This is a genomic window from Chondrinema litorale (assembly GCF_026250525.1).
Classification (GTDB): Bacteria; Bacteroidota; Bacteroidia; order Cytophagales; family Flammeovirgaceae; genus Chondrinema; species Chondrinema litorale.
The window spans coordinates 800,627-822,840 of record NZ_CP111043.1 but is presented as its reverse complement, the minus strand read 5'-3'; the positions used below and the strand labels follow the sequence as shown (position 1 = coordinate 822,840).

The following is a 22,214-nucleotide window of genomic DNA, read 5'->3' as shown; positions in this document are numbered from 1 at the left end:
CTTTTTTATTTAACTAAATGCAGGAATTCCTGTAATTTCATTTCCAAGAATTAGCAAGTGTATGTCGTGGGTACCTTCGTAAGTAATTACAGATTCCAGATTCATCATGTGTCTCATAATCGGGTATTCTTGGGTAATACCCATTCCTCCTAAAATCTGTCGCGATTCTCTAGCTATATTTAAAGCGATTTCCACATTGTTTCTTTTAGCCATTGAGATTTGAGTAGTCGTAGCCTTTCCTTCGTTTTTGAGCTTACCTAATCGCCAGGTTAATAGTTGAGCTTTTGTAATTTCAGTAAGCATTTCTGCAAGTTTCTTTTGTACCAATTGGAATCCGGCTATGGGTTTGCCAAACTGAATTCTTTCAGAAGCATATTTTCTGGCAGTCTCATAACAAGACATAGCAGCACCAACTGCACCCCAAGCAATGCCATATCTGGCTGAGTCAAGGCATTTAAGCGGGGCTCCAAGACCATCTTTTCCAGGTAGAATATTTTCTTTAGGTATTTTTACATTATCAAAAGCAAGCTCGCCAGTAATGCTGGCTCTTAAAGACCATTTCCCATGAATTTCAGGCGCTGTAAAGCCTTCCATACCTTTTTCTACAATGACCCCTTTAATTCTGCCATTTTCGTTTTTGGCCCAAACAACTGCTATATCTGCTTCTGGCGAATTAGATATCCACATTTTAGAGCCATTTAATATATAATGATCTCCCGCATCTTTAATATTAGTGAGCATACCACTTGGATTCGAGCCAAAATCTGGTTCTGTTAACCCAAAACAACCTAGCATTTCTCCACTTGCAAGCTTGGGTAAGTACTTTTGTTTTTGTTCTTCACTACCGAACATGTATATCGGGTACATTACCAAAGAGCTCTGAACTGAGACTGTAGAGCGCATTCCTGAGTCTCCTCTCTCAATTTCCTGCATTATTAAGCCATAAGAAATATTATCTAATCCTCCACCTCCATATTCCTCTGGTATGTTAGGTCCAAATGCACCCAACTCCCCAAACTCTTTTACCAAATGTTTAGGGAAAACCGCTTGTTCGCAACAGTCTTCTATAATTGGTAAAATTTCTTTTTGTACAAATTGCCTTACACTATCTCTTATCATTTTATGCTCTTCGGTGAGCAGGTCATCTATCTCGTAGAAGTCTGGAGAGGTAAATGTATCATTTATTGGTCTTCGCTTAAATTTTTCTTGTGTTTTCATATTTTTTTTCGAAAATCTAAAAAGAAATATTTTAATTAAAGAATTATTAAAAATAAGCTCGATAATTATATTTATTTCATAGTATTTCTTTTCAATTGTTGATGAAAATTTAATGATACGCTATAAATATTATTTGATTTATATAATTTTTATAGAAAACTTGATTAAATCATAATTTTGAGTTTGGGTTGATTTATAAATTAACAATTCAAAAAATTGCATTTTTACCAATTAAAATAGCAATTTATATGAAATATGATATAATTTATTTCTTTAAGAGATTGCAATTTGTCTAATTATTTATATATTTGACAATGTTTAAAGATAAATGATATGATTTATCATAGTTATTACTTCGTTTTCGAACCTTAGTCTTTTGAATATGAAAATGGAAATCTACTAACTATTAAAAATTACCAACTTACTATTCTGATAATTAAGATACCTTAAGTGGATATATCTCTTGATATAGCCACTTTTTTTTTGAGATTACTTCAAATAAGACATATAAGCATTATATATTTACGCCCTCAAATTTCATATAATTAAACATGCCATTTACACTATCAGCAATTGACTTTTTAAATTTTATCAACTGGGGACCTGATCCAGAAATTTTTCCATTAGGACCATTATCAATTCGTTGGTATGGATTATTGTTCGCCCTAGGTTTTTTAACTGGTCAATACATCCTCATTAGAATTTTTAGAGCAGAAGGAAAACCCGAACAAGATGTTGAAACGCTAACATTGTATATGGTATTGGCAACTATTTTAGGAGCTAGACTTGGGCACTGTTTGTTTTACGATCCAGAATATTATTTAAGTAATCCATTGGAGATTTTGAGAATCTGGAAAGGAGGTCTTGCGAGCCATGGAGCAGCTTTCGGTATTCTGTTTTCACTCTATTTATATGTAAATTATGATATAAGATCTAAAACCTTGTTAGGTCTGATACCTTATTCATTTTCTGCTAAAAAGGTAAAAAGGAAAGGCCAAAGTTATTTATGGATTGTAGATAGAATTGTGATTGTTGTTGCTTTAGCAGGTTGCTTCATTCGTTTAGGTAATCTTATGAACTCTGAGATTGTGGGTATGCCCACAGACTTACCTTGGGGTTTTGTATTTACCATAAATCCTAAATATGGAGATGTACCAAGACATCCGGCACAGTTATATGAGTCTATTAGTTGTTTAATAATCTTTTTTATTTTGTTGGCATTGTGGAGTAGGAAGAAAGCTAAAACGCCTGAAGGCCTTCTTCTAGGTTTGTTTTTAGTGTTAATATTTGGGCTTAGATTCTTCTACGAATTCCTTAAAGAAGTACAAGAAGATTTTGAAAGCGACTTGCCTTTAAAAATGGGACAAATTTTGAGTATTCCATTAGTTATTGCCGGTATCTATCTTTTATATAGAGTGTATACTGGTAAAGCAAAAATTCCTTCAGACGAATAAAATTTCAGATAAAATCTAAGTAAAACAGGTTTATGTTCATAATGAGCATAAACCTGTTTTTTTATGTGCAAATAATTTTTAAATTATTGATTTACAGTGTGTTAAATTGAGGTCTATGCAAACTAACTCAAGTTGAAAATTGTTTTAACAGTAGAGGGTTTAACCCTCTTAATTTGATACTATTAGTAAATAATGTGAAAATGAAAACGCTTGTAATTTATATCGTTCTCGGCATTTTAATTATGGGAATTATTGCAGGTTTATTCGTGCCTGCTGAGGCTAAAGTTGAAGTAGTATTTACTTCAGGTCCTATACTTGGCTTGTTTATTTGGGCTTTTGCCAAATAATAATTTTCATTTAATATAAATTTATAAAGCATCGTGCTTGCAAACTAAAATGCTAGTACAATGCTCATAAAATGTCAGCAAGCATAATAAATGCTACTGGCATGCTTTTGTTTTTTCTTCAATAGAATCTACTTCACTTTTTTCTATAGATATATTCCATTCTTCGCAAGCTTGTTTTTTGTTATTTGCTGCTAGGTAAGCATCACCTAAGTAGAAATGGATTAGTTCAAGGTCTGGTTTTAATTCTAAAGCCTTTTTTAAATACGAAATACCTTTACTTATATCAGTCTCACTTTTGTAAAAATAGATACCAATGTTTCTTAATGCCCAAGGATTTTTTCCATCATATAGCAAAGACTTGTCTATGTCTTTTTGGGCCTCTTCAAAGTTATTGAGCATTAGGTTGGTATAACCTCTGTTATTGAGGTAATAAGGCGCTGAAGGTCTTAATTCTATAGCTTTATTGAAATACTCCATTGCTTGTTCATAATCTTTTTTTTGCAGACTTAATAAGCCAAGATTATTGTAAGCAAAATCAAGTTGATCATCCATTTTCAAGGATTTGTTGAAAAGGACTTCGGCTTCATCGTACTTTTGTTGATAGTAGTAAACAGTGCCTTTGTTTAAATAGGCAGTGGCATCTTCAGGCTCTATTTCAATTACTTTCTCAAAGTCTTTTAGAGCCTCGTCGTATTTCCCCATTGCTTGGTAAATGGTACCTCTGTTAGTGAAAACTACTGCGGAATCTTTCTGCTGCTCGACTACAATGTTTAAGTCAGCAACTGCTTTTTCGTATTCCTTAATTTCGAAATAAGCATTTGCTCTGTTAAAGTATGCATCTAGAAAAATACTATCATTATCAATAGCAGAAGTGTAATCGCTAATTGCAAGGTCGAAGTCATCTAGTTCGAAGTGTGCAACACCCCGATTATTCCATGCAGCACTAAAAGAGCTGTCTTCTTGAATGGCAGAATCGAAGTAACGAATTGCCCCTGAATAATCTTCGTTTTCTAATGCAAGTTTTCCTCTTCTAAAAAATCTGATGGTGCTGTCTTTTCTTTCTCCTTCATCAGAACTGCATGAAATTAAAAAACTGATTAATACAAAGGCAATCCAAAGAATAGATTTATTCATAATAGTTTGCTGGCAAATTTGATATTTAAAACTCAATTAATGCTGTAAAGCTAATTAGCTTTTTAAATTTGAGTTTTAAAAAAGACAAAAATCAGCAATCTTTTATCGGACAAGGAATTGGTTTGCCTTTTTTTATTGTTTTTCTTTTACTTGAACATGAAGAAAAACTGATTAATAAAACTAATAATAGTGCGGTAAAACGAAAGACTTTTTGCATATCGAAAAAAATTTCTGAATTCTTATTTCAGGTTATAAAAAATATCTTTAGGCGAATTAAATGCCAAAACAATTTAAAAAAACGAAAAGTGCAAACCATAAAGAATTATCTGTTTGGCTGCACTTTGCGATAATAATATTTTAAACTGGTAATAATTTCAGGAGCAATCAACTATCCGAACAAACCAAAAAGGCCGAAAAGGAAAGTTTTTAGAGTAAAGTTTGTCTTTTTCATTGTTTTAAGGATTTAATTGTTAGAAATAAAATTTAAGGATTTGAAAAGTATAAAAGCAAATTTAGTTGATATTGTAAATCATAAAATTTATCCTGTATCACTAACTGTCTCAGGTAATAAAATCGAGGAAATTACAGAAATTTCAAATGAAGAAACATTGCCATATCTGATGCCGGGCTTTGTTGACGCACACATCCATATTGAAAGTTCAATGCTCATTCCCTCTGAATTTGCCCGTATGGCTGTACCTCATGGCACAATTGGGACAGTTTCTGACCCTCATGAAATTGCTAATGTTTTGGGAGTTGATGGTGTGTTGTACATGATAGAAAATGGGAAAAGAGTACCATTTCATTATAATTTTGGAGCACCCTCGTGTGTGCCTGCAACCAATTTTGAAACTGCAGGAGCAAAAATTGACTCTGATGAGATAAAAATATTACTTGAAAAAGAAGAAGTAGGATATTTAGCAGAAATGATGAACTGGCCAGGAGTGCTCTTTGAAGATGCTGAAGTCCTAAGAAAAATAGAAATAGCAAAAGAACTTGGAAAACCTGTTGATGGTCATGCACCGGGACTTTCGGGAGAAGATGCTATTAAATATATCAATGCTGGAATCTCTACAGATCATGAGTGCTTTACAGAAGCAGAAGCAGCCCATAAACTAAAACATGGGATGAAGGTTATTATAAGAGAGGGGAGTGCAGCTAGAAATTTTGAGGCATTGCATCCATTAATCGATGAGCATTACAGCGAATTGATGTTTTGTTCAGATGATAAACATCCAGATGAGTTGGAAATTGGACACATTAACCTATTAGTAAAACGAGCAGTGGAAAAGGGACATGATGTGTTTAAGGTTTTACAGATGGCATGTATCAATCCGGTAAAGCATTATGGTTTAAAGGTTGGATTGCTACAACAAGGAGATGCAGCAGATTTTATATTGGTAGAAGATTTAAAAGATTTTAAAGTACTGCAAACTTATATTGATGGTGAATTGGTTGCAGAAAATGGAAAGTCTTTTATTCCATCAGTATCTGAGAAAGCAGTTAATTATTTCAATATTAACCCGATTCAACCAGAATCTTTACAATTAGCTGCTACTGCTGAAAAGATAAAAGTAATTGTTCCAAAAGACGGTGAGCTTGTAACTGGTAAGGAGCTTATTAAAGCAAAAGTTGAAAATGGCAAGTATGTATCTGATTTAGAAAATGATATTCTTAAAATTGTAGTAGTAAACAGATACAATGAGGCAAAACCAGCGATTGCATTTATTAAAAACTTTGGATTAAAAGAAGGAGCGATAGCTTCGAGTGTTGCGCATGATTCGCATAATATTGTTGCAGTAGGTGTGAGTGACGAAGCTATAACGAAGGCGATTAACTTGGTGATAGATTGTAAAGGGGGTGTTTCGGCTTGTAATGGAGAGGCTGATAATGTGTTACCATTGCCAGTTGCTGGGTTAATGAGTTTAGAAGAAGGGCATACTGTAGCAAAAAAGTATGCAGAAATTGATGCTTTTGCTAAAAAACTAGGGAGTACTTTACGGGCTCCTTTTATGAGTTTGTCTTTTATGGCTTTATTGGTAATTCCTTCTTTAAAACTTTCTGACAAAGGTCTTTTTGATGGCGATAAATTTTCTTTTACTTCAGTTGATGCTTAACTAAATAACATAATAAAAATAAACTGTGGAATTTATGGAAAAAAAGAAGCCTGTAATAGGTGTACTTGGTAGTGGTAGCTGGGCCACAGCATTAATTAAAATTCTCACTTCAAATGATAATAAAGTAAACTGGTGGGTGCGTAGAGAAGATGATGTAAAACACATTATTTCGTACAAGCATAATCCAGCTTATTTGAGTGCAGTAGAAATACATCTAAATAAGGTAACGCCAGTATCTAATATAGAAGAGGTAATCAAAAATTCTGATTGGCTGATCTTAGTAGTGCCAGCCGCTTTTGTAAAAGATGCTTTAAAAGGAGTTGACCCACAATTATTTAAAGGTAAAAAAGTAATCTCAGCAATTAAAGGGATGATACCAGATGAGAATCTGTTGATTTCTGATTTTATGGAAGAATATTATGGCACACCTTCTTCTGATACTGCGGTAATTGCTGGCCCATGCCATGCCGAAGAAGTAGCAATGGAAAAGCAATCTTATCTCACAATAGCCTCAGAAAACATTGAATTTGCAGAAAACTTATGTGAGGTTTTAGATTGCCATTTTATTAAAGTACATGCAATAAAAGACTTATATGGTGTTGAGTATAGTGCTGTAATAAAAAATATAATAGCCATCGCTTGTGGAATTGCGCATGGTTTAAACTATGGTGATAACTTTCAAGCAGTTTTGGTTTCGAATGCTTTGCAGGAGATTGAAAAGTTTGTTGAAAAAATAAATGCGATGGAGCGTCAATTAAGTGCTTCTGCTTATTTAGGTGATTTATTAGTAACTACTTATTCTCAATTTAGTAGAAACAGAACTTTTGGTAATATGATTGGGCGAGGTTATTCTGTAAAAACTGCTCAGCTAGAAATGGAAATGATTGCCGAAGGTTATTATGCAGTAAAATGTATATATGAAATAAACAAAAAGTTAGAACTGGATTTGCCCATCATAAATTCAGTATATAATGTGCTCTACGATAAAATCTCACCATTTCTGGAATTCAGAATTCTACAAAACCACTTAAAATAAAAAAACCGGTTATAAAACCGGTTTTTTTAAATTATTCTCTTTATTGCTAAAAGTTTTGCTTTCATTGTCATTAATTGTTAACGTGCATTTGTAATTAATAGTTGTTTATTCGATAAAAAAGCCAGTTAATCAAACTGGCTTTTTTTAAAATAAATGCAACAAGAATTTAAAAAGTAAACATGTAGATAATTTCCTATTAGTGTTTTTAATTTTAAGGTCTTGCAAAAAAATGCAAATAGTTGAAAAAATTATAGTTGCGGTAATTCAACTATTGTACTATGTTAATAAAAATCAGATTATAAATTAAAAATGCTGAAAATCAGGCTTGTAATATTTAATAAGGTAATTATGCTTTCGGCTGCATATAACTATATTTTTAAATTTTTAATTAAATATGTTACATAAGATTAAAATAGTTTTATAATAATTACAGTTTTTGTTTTAGTATTATATTTTGATTTAAATATAATATTTGAATTAATGATTTGTTTTTTAATGAATTTGTAATTATATATTTTGTTAATCACGGTTTAGTAATTTTATGTGGTTTATATTTAAAGAATTTTATTACTCAAGTATTTACATGTGACTAAATTATAATTTTAACTATTTAAAATTATATGAAAAGCATTGTTTGATAACAATTACTTATGTTATAAGTACTTAGTTGCTAGCTGAAATTTCTTCAGAATGTTCAAGAATTTTTTTGCTCTGGTTTAATTTATCTGATATTTAATTTCCCATCTTAATTCACACTTCAGTTAACTTTTTATTTTTAAGCAAAATATCTGGTTGTTGTACTTGTTAATGGTTGTTTTTTAATAGTGACAAATCAAGAATTTTAGGTTTTACATTAACAATTATTAGCTTTGGTATCATAAGGTTGATGTTTATGGCAAAAAAGTTAAAAAAAGCGAAAAGAGCAGAATCAATACAAGTTCCTAAAAAAGTGGGAAGTCTGGCTTTAATCGTTAAAAATGGTCAGGAATTGCTCAATCAAGACTTTTATACTAGTGCTAGTAAGTCTGGATTAAAGGTATTCGTTTTAGGCGAGGCTGCTGAGTATTCTGAAAATGTACATTCAGTTTCAGAAAACCCTGAAATTGCAATTGATGAAGTTAAAGCAATTTGCAAAGAGCAAGGTGATATGGATTGCTTGTTAATCAATTCTGAGTTTAATAAAGATCAGTTTGACCATATAAATAAATGGTATCATCATCACAAGCAAAAGTCCGATGCATTATACTTTGTAGAGAAGTTGCCAACTGGCTTTTTGCAGAAGTTGCTTTTGGTGATTGTAAACTTTTTATATGGTTTAAACTTAAAAGGAGCTGCAATACCATATACTATTATAAATAGTAAAGCACTGAGTGCATTTGATCTATACAATTATCCTTCAGGAGCTTACAATTACATTTCTCAATTAAAAAGTAGTCATCCAGAAGCAGTAGAAGTATTATTGTCAGATACTCAAACTGATATCAAATTCTCAAATATAGTTTCAATAAAATTAGCCTACTTTAAAAAGCTTTTTTTTGAAAAATTTTTATTACCAATAAAACAAATTAAGCAAGGTAAATCTGGTGTGTCTGGTCTTAAGGATGGGAATCATGGTATATATAATCTTGCTTATCATCTCATTCTATTTTTGGCATTTATAATCATTCCTTTACTCAGCTTCGATTATGGAATAACTTGGGATGAGCCAGTTTTGGTAGAATATGCTGATGATATTTTAAAGTATTACAGTTCGGGGGGAGAGAATAAAGAAGTGTTTGACATGACCAAACATGCCCGAAATGCAACAATGCATTATAGCGCTTCTTTTGATGTAATGGCTGCATTATTAGAAAAAATATCTCCTTTTGGCATTTATGAAACACGTCATCTATTAAATGCTTTAATGGGTGTTTTGGCGATTATGTTTACTGCCCGAATAGGTAAAGAATTAGGCTCATGGAGAATAGGGCTTTTTGCTGCCTTATTCATGATTTTGTCTCCTAGGTATTTCGGGCATAGTATGAATAACCCTAAAGATATTCCTTTTCTTTTAGGTTATGCAGCCAGTTTTCTTTACATGATTCGCTTCTTTAAGCAACTTCCATCTCCATCACCTGCAACATTATTATGGCTTACCTTGAGTATGGCATTTATGATTAGTGTTAAGATCGGGGGCCTTATAGTAATCGGGCTTTTTGGTGTATTTAGCGGAGCTTACTGGTTATACGAAGGTATTGCAAAGTCTTGGAAACAGGCTACTGGTCATTTGCCAAAATATGTGTTGTATCTTGCAGTAATTTTATTCTTTAGTTACTTTTTAGGTATCTGGTTTTGGCCATTTGGCTACGAAAAACCATTTGAAAACCCAATTATCTCACTTACAGAGTTTACAAACTTTAGGTTTCTAATCACTTATGAGCTTTTTGAGGGTGAGAGAATAAATATGGATTCGCCTCCTTGGTATTATACCTTTAAGTGGATTGGTATAAGTGTTCCAGTATTTGTTTTAGCGGGTTTCGTTCTGTCTCTTTTGCCAACTCTTTTTAAAAAAGAAATATCTCAGAAAGGCATTTTACTTATGATGTTTTTCGGTTTCTTTTTTCCTATTATTTATACCATCATTCAAAACTCAACACTTTATAGTGGTTGGAGACACTTAATGTTTGTATATGTACCAATGATAGTGTTGGCTGCAACTGGTTGGAATTATTTACTCAACCTCAATCAAAAGTGGGTACCTGTGGCAGCAACTGCACTGGTAGTGGTATTATTTATAAAACCTGCTTATTGGATGGTTAAAAATCATCCGAACGAATATGTGTATTTCAATGAGTTTGTAGGAGGAATAAATGGAGCTTACAAAAACTACGAAACGGAATATTGGTGTAATTCTATGAAACAAGCTACTGAATGGCTCATAGAAAATGGCAATTTAAGTGAAGAAGAAAAAACGAGAGTCGCAGCCAATTTCGAAATTAATTCAGCTCAGTATTACGCTAATAAATATCCGGAGAGAGTGCAGATCTTGTGGACACGCGAGAATGAAAAATATAAAGAAAAATGGGATTATGCTTTCTTTGGCACCAGAGGAATGCCTCAAGCACTCATAGAGGCTAGTTTTCCACCAAAAGGTACTATTCATATGATTAAGGCTGATACAGTACCTCTTTTGGCTATTGTAAAGCGAGAGCATGATTATATAGCAGAAGCTTTTGCCCTGAGAAATGCTGGCAAAAGACAAGAAGCATTGGCAATTGCTGAAAAGGCGGTAGCATTTGATCCTCAGAATGTTGAAGGCCAGAGAATAAAAGGTATGTTGCAAATTGATTTAAATATCAATGATGATGCAATTAAAACTTTAAGTAAAGTAATTCAACTCAACCCAGATGATTTTGTAGCCTACACATTAGCCGGAATAGCCTATAACAGAAAAAAAGATTTTGAAGCTGCTATAAGACTATTTAACAAATCGATAGAATTAAAGGTTAATAACTCAAGCGGTTATTTAAATAGAGGTCGATCTTACATGGCTTTAAAGAAATACAATCTGGCTCTAGAAAATTTTGAAGAAGCTGCAAAGTATGACAATGGTAGAAATCCAAGAATATTTGTGGAAGCGTCAATCGCCTTATTACAGCAAGGATTAGATAATCCACAAATTAAAAACAATCGATTTCAACTGGCAATTAGAAACATGCACCGAGCATTGGAAATGAACCCTAACCAACGCGATGTTTATCAAAATCTGGTTTACGCCTACAAGGAAATAGGGGATGAGGCCAATGCTATGAAGTATATGAACATCTTAGAAGGAAAATAGCTTCTGTAGCAATAGTAATTTTAAAAATGGAAATATTAGCTATTTCTGTAATATAGAGGCTATTCTAATATGTTTTGGTTTTGGAAACCGTAAATTAAAAATAATTATATAGGTTGTTTTTTTGGATAATATTAGATGAGTAACTTACTTTGATTAAGTAATCAAAATTTACAATGACAGATATGAACTTTTCTTCATCATTTATCGGCCTCATTATTCTAGTCGTGGTCGTCCTGGCAAAATGTTAGGAGAAAGGTCTACTATGCATATATTTTAATTAAACCTTTCTCTATGCCAGAGAAAGGTTTTTTTATTATTAAAAAATTGAATTGATTATGTATTATACCAAGAAAACAATAGTATTTCATAATGGGAATTTTGTAAAAGCTACTGAGGCTAAAACAGATCTATTCTCGCAAACCCTGCACTATGGAAGTGGAGTTTTTGACGGTATAAGAGCTTACGAAACAGTAGCAGGTACACAAGCTTTCAAAATTAGAGAGCATTATGAAAGATTGATTAAATCATCAGCCAGAATTCATATAAAAGTACCCTACACTGCAGAAGAACTTGTAAATATCACTTATAGATTACTGGAAGATAATAAGCTGGATAATGCTTACATAAGACCATTGGTTTATTTGGGACCTAATATGAGGTTAACAAAAACCAACGAAGTAAACATTTTTATCTCAGCATGGAAGTGGCCACGATACCAGTTAAATGATCAGTTGGATGTAATGCTTTCTTCTTTTCAGCGACCTAACCCAAAAGCATCTTATGTAGATGCTAAAATTACAGGTAACTATATCAATTCGATACTGGCAACTCAAGAAGCTAAACTTAAAGGTTTTGACGAAGCTTTACTACTCGATTCAGGAGGGTTTATAGCACAAAGCCCAGGAGATAACTTCTTTATGGAAAAAGATGGCGTGTTATTTACTCCACCAGAAGGCCACATATTGCCAGGTATTACAAGAAAAACAATAAAACAGCTTGCGAAAGAACTTGATTTTGAAGTGGTAGAAAGGCTGTTTACAGTACAAGAGTTAGAAGCAGCAGATGGTGCTTTCTTTACTGGAACAGCAACTGAAGTAGCAGGAATTAAGTCTTTCAATCATCAAGCATTTAAAAAGAAATGGGAAGATACAATGGGTTATCAACTCTTTACGAAGTACAAGCAGATTGTAACTCATGGTGAATACGACTCTTATTCTATTATATAAATCTAAAATCAACTTCATCAGAAGAAACCAATGAAGGGAGAGCTTAACAAACACAGCAAAACGATAACTCAAGATCCTCAGCAACCAGCTTCACAAGCTATGCTGTACGGAGTGGGTTTAACTGAAGAAGACCTCAAAAAAGCGCAAGTGGGTATAGTCAGTACTGGCTACGAGGGCAATACTTGTAACATGCACCTAAACGATTTGGCGGTAGACGTCAAAAAAGGTGTAGTTGAAGCAGGGCTGGTCGGCCTAATTTTCAATACTATTGGGGTCAGTGATGGTATTTCTAACGGAACTACCGGAATGATGTATTCTCTTCCTTCTCGTGATATTATTGCTGATTCAATCGAAACAGTAGTAGGAGCACAGTTTTATGATGGTCTAGCAGCAGTTGTAGGTTGCGATAAAAATATGCCGGGTGCTGTAATGGCAATGGGTAGAATTAACAGACCATCAATAATGATTTATGGTGGAACCATTGCGGCAGGATGCTGGAAAGACAAAAAACTTAACATTGTTTCTGCCTTTGAAGCATTAGGAGAGAGGTTTAAAGGCGATATATCTGACGAAGATTATAAAGGTGTAATTAAAAATGCTTGTCCGGGTGCAGGTGCTTGTGGTGGTATGTATACTGCTAATACAATGGCGTCAGCAATTGAAGTATTAGGCTTGAGTTTGCCTTATAGTTCTTCTAATCCGGCTGTAAGTCCGCAGAAAAAAGCAGAATGTGTAGAAGCAGGTAAAGCTTTTTATAATCTATTAGCAAATGATATTAAGCCGAGAGATATTGTTACTAGAGAGTCATTTGAAAATGCTATTAAATTAATTACCGTACTTGGTGGTTCAACCAATGCAGTACTTCATTTAATCGCGATTGCAAAAGCATTTGATATTCCACTTTCTATTGATGACTTCCAAAGAATTAGCGATAAAACACCTCTATTGGGAGATATGAAACCTAGTGGTAAATACCTAATGGAAGATATTCACCAAGTAGGTGGAATTCCAGCAGTAATGAAAATGATGTTGGAAGAAGGTATACTAAACGGTGATTGCTTAACTGTAACAGGTAAAACTATTGCAGAAAACCTAAAAGATTTACCAGGATTAGAAGAAGGTCAAGATGTAGTAAGACCACTAAGCAATCCTATAAAACCAACTGGGCACTTAAGAATCCTTTATGGAAACTTAGCTACAGGTGGAGCTGTTGCCAAAATTACTGGTAAAGAAGGCGAGCTTTTTTCTGGACCTGCAAGAGTTTTTAATAATGAGTTTGAGACAATAAAAGGTATAGAAGCTGGCAAAGTAAAAGAAGGCGATGTAGTAGTTATTCGCTTCTCTGGACCTAAAGGCGGACCGGGAATGTCAGAAATGTTGAAAATTACTTCAGCGATAATGGGAGCAGGATTAGGTAAGTCTGTTGCATTAATTACTGATGGAAGATTTTCTGGAGGATCGCACGGTTTTGTGATTGGTCACGTAACTCCAGAAGCACAAGAAGGTGGTAACATTGCTTTAATTAAAGATGATGACATTATTACCATCGATGCAGTAGCTAATACATTGAAGGTCGAGCTTTCTGACGAAGAATTGGCAGCTAGAAAGGCAAACTGGACAGCTCCTGATTACAAAGTAAAAAAAGGAATCTTATATAAATATATTAAGTCAGTATCTTCAGCTTCTGAAGGTTGCGTAACTGACGAGTAAAAATTTTTCTAAAACCCCTATTTATAGCCTTAATGGCAATATCATGGATAAAACAAAACCAGAGATGACAACTTTATTGAACACCACCACGATGTATCAGCCTTCAGGGAAGACTCTGATTAGCAAGAAAAATATCAGCGGAGCGGAGGCAGTCATTCTATCTTTGATTGCTGAGGGTGTGGACACAATTTTTGGCTACCCGGGAGGAGCAATCATGCCAACTTATGATGCACTTTATCACTATATGGATCAAGTGAGACACCTACTGGTCAGACATGAGCAAGGTGCAACTCACGCAGCACAAGGGTATGCAAGGGTAACTAATAAAGTCGGAGTTTGTTTTGCTACTTCAGGTCCGGGTGCAACCAACCTGATTACCGGTATTGCAGATGCTATGATAGACTCAACCCCAATGGTATGTATTACCGGTCAGGTTACTAAAGAGTTATTGGGTACAGATGCTTTTCAAGAAACTGATGTAGTAGGTATTTCTATGCCTGTAACAAAGTGGAACTATCAGGTAACATCTGCAGATGAAATTCCTGAAGCCATTGCTAAAGCATTTTATATTGCTAAAAGTGGAAGACCTGGACCAGTAGTAATTGATATTACTAAAAATGCTCAGAATGAATTGATGGACTTCGAATATCAGAAATGTGAAAAAGTAAGAAGTTACCATCCATATAGAAAACTTGATGAAGCAAAGCTTGATGAAGCTGCTGAGATAATTAATAATGCTGTAAGGCCATACATGATTATTGGTCATGGTATTTTAATATCTCAAGCTCAAGAAGAATTAAAAGCTTTTGCCGAAAAAACGGGTATTCCAGTTGCCAGTACACTTTTAGGACTTTCTGCTTTTCCTAATGACCACGATCAATACGTGGGTTATGTAGGCATGCACGGAAATTATGGACCGAATATTAAAACCAATGAGTGTGATGTTTTAATCGCTATAGGAATGAGGTTTGACGACCGTGTAACTGGCGATTTAAACAGATATGCTAAGCAAGCAAAAGTAATTCATGTAGAAATTGATCCTTCTGAGATTGATAAAAATGTGAAAACAGAAGTAGCTTTACTAGGCGATGCTAAAGATGCGCTTAAATCTTTGATAGAAAGGGTAAAAGAAAAGTCTTATCCTGAGTGGTTAGCAGAGTTTGCAGCTTGTGATGCAGAAGAAAAAAGAAAAGTAATTGAGAAAGATTTGGCTCCATCTACTGAGAAGTTAAAGATGGCCGAAGTGGTTAATAAACTTTCAGAATTAACCGAAGGTAAAGCAATTACTGTTAGTGATGTTGGCCAACACCAAATGGTAGTATCTAGATATTATAATTATTTAGAAACAGACAGCAATGTTACTTCTGGTGGTCTTGGTACAATGGGTTTTGCATTGCCTGCTGCTATCGGAGCTAAAGTTGCTAAGCCAGATCGCGATGTTGTTGCAATTATTGGTGATGGTGGTTTCCAAATGACTTTACAAGAGCTAGGAACTATTATGCAAGAGAAAGTTCCTGTTAAAATTATTATTCTTAATAATAGCTACTTGGGAATGGTTCGCCAGTGGCAGCAATTATTTTTCGATAGACGCTATTCATTTGTAGACATTGAAAGCCCCGATTTTATTATGCTTGCTAAGAGTTTTGGTATAAAAGGAGAGCAAGTAAATAAGCGAGAAGATTTAGAAACTAGTCTTAAGAATATGCTTGCTTCAGAAGAATCTTATTTACTAGAAGTGATCGTGGAAAAAGAAAACAATGTATTCCCTATGGTTCCAACAGGAGCATCTGTAACAGATATCCGTTTGGAGTAGGATTTAAGTCTTTGCTTTTAGTATTTTTTGAAAAGTATTATTTTGTGTATTATGGAAATCAAGGAAGAAGAAAAAAGATTTACCCTTTCACTTTTTACCGAAAATAAGATTGGGCTGGTAAATAGAATAACGATTATTTTTACCAGAAGAAAAATGAATATTCTGAGCTTAACGACTTCTGAGTCAGAGTTAAAAGATATTTATAGATTTACAGTGGTTATTAAAACCACTGCTTCTCAGGTAGCAAAGGTTGTTAAGCAAATAGAAAAGCAAATTGGTGTGCTTAAGGCTTTCTACTACGAAGAAGAACAAGTTATTTTTCAGGAAATAGCACTTTATAAAATACCTACAAAAGCACTTTTTGGTGGTGAAACTATTGAACATATCATTAGAAACCACTATGCGAGAATTCTTACAGTTGAAGAAGAGTTTGTAGTGATTGAAAAAACAGGCCATGAGCATGAGACTCAAGAATTGTTTGAAGCGCTTAAACCGTTTGGTGTACTTGGCTTTGTGAGATCTGGTAGGGTTGCTATTCCAAAACCAATGCGAAAAGTAATGTCTTATCTTCAAGAATTAGAAGATTTGGCTTATTCACTTGACAATTAATTTACGGAAAATATAAATCTGTTAAAACAGATAACCGAAATCAAATTTTAAACAACTAATTATTTTCAGAAACATCAATTTTAAATTTTTATGGCTAAGATAAACTTCGGGGGTGTAGAAGAGAATGTGGTAACACGTGAAGAGTTCCCACTTAGTAAAGCACAAGAAGTGTTGAAAGATGAAACCATTGCAGTTATTGGTTATGGCGTTCAGGGTCCTGGACAAGCTTTAAACCAAAAAGATAATGGTATAAATGTAATCGTAGGGCAAAGAAAGCCTTCTAAATCATGGGATAAAGCAGTTGCTGATGGTTTCGTACCAGGAGAAACTCTTTTCGAGATTGAAGAAGCTTTAGAGAGAGGTACAATTATTTGTTACTTGCTTTCTGATGCAGCTCAGATTGCTCTTTGGCCAACAGTTAAGAAACACCTTACTCCGGGTAAAGCACTTTACTTCTCTCACGGATTTGGTATTACTTATAAAGATCGTACAGGAATTATTCCTCCAGCGGATGTTGACGTAATTCTTGTTGCTCCTAAAGGGTCTGGTACTTCTTTAAGAAGAATGTTCTTAGAAGGTAGAGGACTTAACTCTAGTTATGCAATCTTCCAAGATGCTACTGGTAAAGCAGAAGAAAAAGTTATCTCTTTAGGTATTGCAGTTGGATCAGGATACTTATTCCCAACTACTTTCCAAAAAGAAGTATACAGTGACCTTACTGGTGAAAGAGGTACTTTAATGGGAGCTATCCAAGGTATTTTTGCTGCTCAATACGAAGTATTAAGAAGCAACGGACACTCTCCCTCTGAAGCATTCAACGAAACTGTTGAAGAGCTTACTCAAAGTTTAATGCCATTAGTTGCAGAAAACGGTATGGACTGGATGTATGCAAACTGTTCTACTACTGCTCAGCGTGGTGCTTTAGATTGGAAAGACAAATTTAAAGATGCTGTTAAACCAGTATTCGAAGATCTTTACAAAAGTGTTGCTACTGGAGAAGAGGCTCAAAAATCTATTGATTCTAACAGCCAACCAGATTACCGTGAAAAACTAGAAGAAGAATTAAAAGAAATTCACGAGTCTGAAATGTGGCAAGCAGGTAGAGAAGTTAGAAAATTAAGACCAGAAAACGGTTGATTCTAAATTCTTGAATAGATACTTACTTGAATAAAAAAACCCGCGCAAGCGGGTTTTTTTTGATAGATAGATTATTGTTATTATGGCATTCTTAATTATTTTCCACTAATTGAGCACGAGTGCTTTTCTTAAAAAAGATGGCCTTATCTCGTGTAATAATTCCTGATTTTTCTTTAGAAAAATCGAATATATGTCTTGGCACCAAAATCGGTTTTATCAATTTTTTATCATCAATAAAAAGCAAGAGACAAACATCGTCTCGTTGATCGATTTGGGTAAATTGCACCTCGTTTAAATTAATATCCAGCTCTTTCTCTATTTTATCTAGATTAGAGTAAGGATGCGCTATATATACTGTATCCCAATTAAATTGAGCAATTTCACTTAAATGAACTTCTTCACCTGGACTTTCAGACATTTTGCTGTTCATTTGCTCTCCTAAAATTTTACCCGCTTTTTCTACTCCCATTTCCGAAGAAAATCCCCAAAAAGTAAAGAGTGAGATAAAAATAAGAACAGCTCCGTAAAGCCAGATCAATGCTTTTGTTTTCAAAATATTATTAAGATGTTGATGTAAGATAATGACGAGTAAAAAACGAAAAAGGTTGTGAGAGAATATAAAAAAATCCCTACTGATTAATTCAGTAGGGATATATAAATTACTTATTTATATACTCAATTAGAATTCGGCACTTTGCGGTGTTCTTGGGAATGGAATTACGTCACGAATGTTACCCATACCAGTAACGAATTGTACCATTCTTTCAAAACCTAAACCGAAGCCACTGTGAGGAGCAGAACCGAATTTTCTTAGTTCTAAATACCACCAAAGTTCTTCTTCAGGTACATTCATTTCTTGCATTCTGCCTAAGAGTTTATCGAGGTTATCTTCTCTTTGAGAACCACCAATTAACTCTCCAATACCAGGAACAAGTACATCCATAGCACCTACAGTTTTGTTATCATCGTTGAGCTTCATATAAAATGCCTTGATGTCTTTTGGGTAGTCTATCAGTATCACAGGCGTTTTAAAGTGCTTTTCTACTAAGTAGCGCTCATGCTCAGACTGCAAATCTATTCCCCACTCAACAGGATATTTAAACTTCTTCTTTTTATGCGGTTTAGATTGAAGTAAAATATCAATTGCCTCTGTATAAGTTAGTCTTTCGAAATTGTTTTCTGCAACAAATTTCATACTGTCAAGTAAGCCCATTTCTCTACGCTCGTTTTGAGGCTTGCTTTTATCAGCATCAGTAGCTCTTTTGTCTAAAAATACCATATCATCAGCACAATGCTCCAAAGTGTAGCTAATAAGGTATTTCACAAATTCTTCAGCCAAATCCATGTTGTCACTCAAGTCATAGAAAGCCATTTCAGGCTCTACCATCCAGAACTCTGCAAGGTGACGTGTGGTGTTAGAGTTTTCTGCTCTAAATGTAGGACCAAATGTATAAACTTCACCTAATGCCATAGCGCCAACTTCACCTTCTAACTGGCCAGAAACAGTAAGATTTGTTTCTTTTCCAAAGAAATCTTCTTTGTAGTTTATTTTGCCATCTTCATCTTTTGGTGGGTTGTTCATATCTAAAGTTGTCACTCTAAACATTTCACCAGCACCTTCAGCATCAGACCCAGTAATAATAGGAGTATGCAGGTAGTAAAATCCTTTGTCGTTAAAGAATTTATGGATCGCAAAAGATAATGCATGTCTAATTCTCAAAACAGCACTAATGGTATTGGTTCTTGGTCTTAGGTGAGCAATACTTCTCAAAAACTCCATTGAGTGTTTTTTTGGCTGTAATGGATATTTTTGAGGATCTGCTTTTCCTAAAATTGAAACACTATCAGCCTGAACCTCAAAGGCTTGTCCTTTACCTTGAGATTCTACTAAAGTACCTGTTGCAGAGATACAAGCACCTGTATTTATATCTTTAAGAAGTTCTTCATCGGCAACTTCTGGAGTTGTTACAATCTGAATATTATTGATAGTTGAACCGTCATTCAATGCAATAAAAGCCACATTTTTATTATCTCTCATCGTGCGTACCCATCCAGATACTTTAACTTGTTTGCCTTTTTCGTTTCCTTCAAGCAGTTTTTTAATCTTGATTCTTTTCATGTGTAAAATGTTTGCTGAATGTTCAAATTCAATTATTCAGAAAATGTCTGGTCAATACTAACCGCATTTTAATGCAAAAAAATAAAACCCTCGAAGTAGTTTTCGAGGGGAATAAATTTCTATAGCAAAGGAAATGTATTTTAATATTTAATCAAAAAAACTGCATATTAAGTTAAAAAAACTTAGATTATAAAATGGTGACTTACAGTTTTAATGAGCATTTATTTGAGGTAAGGTCTTAACTCTTCCCAATATATTTTAACTTCTGTAGCACAAAACTCATCAGGTAGTGTATACTCGTCAAGAATAATTAGTAAATTATTTTGTTCAATGCAAAAGCTACCCAGTTTGGTGTTTTTGTTAAGCTTACAATTGGAGTATTTACTATTTATTATGTCGATTAGTAATTCTCTAGCATTTACATCTTCACTAAATAAGTCTTGTAATTGTATAAATTCTTGTGTCTCAACATTGTAATTAATTGTTCGGTATAGTTCTGTCACTTTAGACATTCCCGGGTAATAAACTCTTTTCATAAAGCGAATACCCATTACATTACCATAACTATTACATATGCTATAATCCAGATTTAAATAGCTAAAGCTGTTTTTATCTGAGATTTTATTAATGTTTTTTTGAAATTCTGAAATTGCAGAAACCATTACATCTTGCACTTGCATGCTCCAATCGTAATGCGTTTCGTTTTGAGATGTTCTTATTTCAGGGTAGGTAATATTTAGTTGATAATTTTTGTAGTTCTTGTTAAAAGATTTTTTAACTACATTAAAATCAACAATATTATTATACTCGGCTTTTTTCATAGTGATATCACTATTGAAAAAAGGAAATTGAAGTAATATTAGAAAAAGACTTATTCTTACCATATCTCAGCCATTCTACTGATTGAATATAAATTAGCTTTGCGATGGATTATCTGGTCTTTTGTAGGATAGGTAATAGCTTGGTTCAATTATAGAACCAATTCTTTAGAAATTATTATTTTTTTTAGATCAACCTTGCGTTAAGACACAATTGACCCTTAAAAAATTGAGAAATTTTAAGATTTAGATGGCTTAAAAAAGTTTGTAGGAATACTTTGTTAAAGTAAGGATATTATAATATAAAACGCAAAATACGTATGTAATATATTTAAGGTAAACGGTTTATTTTAACAATTGTTTGAAATTGAGTATTAAATCGAACATTTCTTAAATACACATTTACTTAGATACAATAAGAAATAGAGGGAATAAACTCTTTGTACCAAATTATCTATTATTTCATAATTAAGAATTGTCGCTGTTTTTCGTGCCTGCAGGGTGTTTAACAGCTATTATTCAATTGTCTAAATTAGAAGGAAGTTATATTTAACTTTTTTTAATATGGCTATAAGTGATTGATTTTCAGGTATATATCAAATTTAAGTATTTTGGCTTTAACTGTGCTGTTAATATTAGCTTCTCGCTGTTGTTTTTTATATTAATTTTGGGACTATTAAAACACCTGTAGAAGGTTCTAGGTTGTTTTAGCATTGTGCTAAAATGACTGATATAATTTTAGTTTTAAACAAAATCAATGTATTTGATTTTATATTTATGTAAATAATTAATAGATATAAAATGAGAGTATTTGAGCTATAAATTTATATAACTAAACAGATGTTGGTTTTTCAATATCTAAAATTTGAAAAAAAAGGAGCATGAAACTTCAAGCGGATCATCTGATCAAAATGTATAAAGGGAGAAAAGTTGTAAATGATGTTTCAGTAGAAGTGAGTCAGGGAGAAATAGTTGGTTTACTCGGACCAAACGGAGCTGGAAAAACTACTACATTTTACATGATTGTGGGCTTAATTAAGCCAAATCAAGGTAAAATTCATTTAGAGAAGGAGGATATCACTAAATTGCCAATGTACCAGCGAGCAAAATTGGGTGTAGGTTATTTGGCTCAGGAACCTTCAGTTTTTAGAACTTTAAGTGTAGAAGAGAATATTCTTGCTCCATTACAAATGACAAAACTCTCTAAAAAAGATCAATATGAAAAAATGGAGTCTTTGCTCGAAGAGTTCAGCTTAACTCATGTGAGAAAAAACCTAGGTATGGTATTATCTGGTGGTGAGAGGAGAAGAACAGAGATTGCAAGAGCATTGGCAACAGACCCAAACTTTGTATTACTCGATGAGCCTTTTGCTGGTGTTGACCCAATTGCGGTAGAAGAGATACAAAGAATTGTATTTAAACTAATAAACAAAAACATAGGTATTCTTATAACTGACCATAATGTAACAGAAACACTCTCAATTACATCAAGAGCTTATATTTTATCGCAAGGAAGTATTTTGAGAGAAGGAGTGCCAGAAGAACTCGTTGCCGATCCAATAGTAAGATCAGCATATTTAGGTGAGAAATATGAGTTTAAAAGAAAGATATTTGAAGATTAAATAGAAGATACTGTTACTGGTAGTATTTTTATCT

General features: G+C 33.6%; 16 protein-coding genes. 11 read left to right on the top strand and 5 right to left on the bottom strand.

The window, feature by feature from the left end; all coding sequences use genetic code 11:
* Positions 1-9: 9 nt before the first annotated feature.
* Positions 10-1,218, bottom strand: a complete 1,209-nt coding sequence (locus OQ292_RS03345; RefSeq protein ID WP_284684631.1) for an acyl-CoA dehydrogenase family protein — start codon at positions 1,216-1,218, stop codon at positions 10-12.
* Between the two features lie 551 nt (positions 1,219-1,769).
* Between OQ292_RS03345 and lgt the strand changes: the two genes are divergently transcribed.
* On the top strand, positions 1,770-2,672 hold the full coding sequence (gene lgt, locus OQ292_RS03340) for a prolipoprotein diacylglyceryl transferase (protein ID WP_284684630.1): 903 nt from the start codon (positions 1,770-1,772) through the stop codon (positions 2,670-2,672).
* A 200-nt stretch (positions 2,673-2,872) separates the two neighbouring features.
* Complete coding sequence (locus OQ292_RS03335) at positions 2,873-3,019, top strand: hypothetical protein (protein ID WP_284684629.1); 147 nt, start codon at positions 2,873-2,875, stop codon at positions 3,017-3,019.
* A 93-nt stretch (positions 3,020-3,112) separates the two neighbouring features.
* Here OQ292_RS03335 and OQ292_RS03330 read toward each other — a convergent pair whose 3' ends face one another.
* A complete protein-coding gene (locus OQ292_RS03330; protein ID WP_284684628.1) occupies positions 3,113-4,153 on the bottom strand; it encodes a tetratricopeptide repeat protein in 1,041 nt (346 codons plus the stop codon).
* A gap of 491 nt (positions 4,154-4,644) precedes the next feature.
* Here OQ292_RS03330 and ade point away from each other — a divergent pair, with 491 nt between their 5' ends.
* From ade to ilvC, 8 genes are all read left to right on the top strand, one after another.
* A complete protein-coding gene (gene ade, locus OQ292_RS03325; RefSeq protein ID WP_284684627.1) occupies positions 4,645-6,270 on the top strand; it encodes an adenine deaminase in 1,626 nt (541 codons plus the stop codon).
* Between the two features lie 34 nt (positions 6,271-6,304).
* Positions 6,305-7,306 carry an NAD(P)H-dependent glycerol-3-phosphate dehydrogenase gene (locus OQ292_RS03320; protein WP_284684626.1) on the top strand — a complete coding sequence of 334 codons (1,002 nt, stop codon included), beginning with the start codon at positions 6,305-6,307 and terminating at the stop codon, positions 7,304-7,306.
* Between the two features lie 892 nt (positions 7,307-8,198).
* Positions 8,199-11,126: a tetratricopeptide repeat protein gene (locus OQ292_RS03315; RefSeq protein ID WP_284684625.1), complete on the top strand. Its 2,928-nt coding sequence runs from the start codon at positions 8,199-8,201 to the stop codon at positions 11,124-11,126.
* Between the two features lie 335 nt (positions 11,127-11,461).
* Entirely contained in the window at positions 11,462-12,352 is an 891-nt protein-coding gene (locus tag OQ292_RS03310; RefSeq protein ID WP_284684624.1) for a branched-chain amino acid transaminase, read from the top strand.
* Between the two features lie 30 nt (positions 12,353-12,382).
* A complete protein-coding gene (gene ilvD, locus OQ292_RS03305; protein WP_284684623.1) occupies positions 12,383-14,062 on the top strand; it encodes a dihydroxy-acid dehydratase in 1,680 nt (559 codons plus the stop codon).
* Positions 14,063-14,153: 91 nt separating this feature from the next.
* Positions 14,154-15,875 carry a biosynthetic-type acetolactate synthase large subunit gene (gene ilvB, locus OQ292_RS03300; protein WP_284685978.1) on the top strand — a complete coding sequence of 574 codons (1,722 nt, stop codon included), beginning with the start codon at positions 14,154-14,156 and terminating at the stop codon, positions 15,873-15,875.
* Positions 15,876-15,926: 51 nt separating this feature from the next.
* Positions 15,927-16,484, top strand: a complete 558-nt coding sequence (gene ilvN, locus OQ292_RS03295) for an acetolactate synthase small subunit (protein WP_284684622.1) — start codon at positions 15,927-15,929, stop codon at positions 16,482-16,484.
* Between the two features lie 90 nt (positions 16,485-16,574).
* Positions 16,575-17,621, top strand: coding sequence for a ketol-acid reductoisomerase (gene ilvC, locus OQ292_RS03290; protein ID WP_284684621.1), 1,047 nt, complete (start codon positions 16,575-16,577; stop codon positions 17,619-17,621).
* Positions 17,622-17,712: 91 nt separating this feature from the next.
* Here the strand turns inward: ilvC and OQ292_RS03285 are convergent, their stop codons facing one another.
* The 3 genes from OQ292_RS03285 to OQ292_RS03275 form a co-directional block, all read right to left on the bottom strand.
* Entirely contained in the window at positions 17,713-18,174 is a 462-nt protein-coding gene (locus OQ292_RS03285) for a hypothetical protein (RefSeq protein ID WP_284684620.1), read from the bottom strand.
* Positions 18,175-18,300: 126 nt separating this feature from the next.
* Positions 18,301-19,740, bottom strand: a complete 1,440-nt coding sequence (gene asnS / locus OQ292_RS03280) for an asparagine--tRNA ligase (protein ID WP_284684619.1) — start codon at positions 19,738-19,740, stop codon at positions 18,301-18,303.
* Positions 19,741-19,961: 221 nt separating this feature from the next.
* A complete protein-coding gene (locus OQ292_RS03275) occupies positions 19,962-20,561 on the bottom strand; it encodes a hypothetical protein (RefSeq protein ID WP_284684618.1) in 600 nt (199 codons plus the stop codon).
* A gap of 878 nt (positions 20,562-21,439) precedes the next feature.
* On the opposite strand from OQ292_RS03275, the gene lptB reads away from it, so the two are divergent.
* The gene (gene lptB / locus OQ292_RS03270; protein WP_284684617.1) at positions 21,440-22,180 is read left to right on the top strand and encodes an LPS export ABC transporter ATP-binding protein; all 741 of its coding nucleotides are present in this window, start codon (positions 21,440-21,442) and stop codon (positions 22,178-22,180) included.
* The last annotated feature ends 34 nt before the right edge of the window (positions 22,181-22,214 follow it).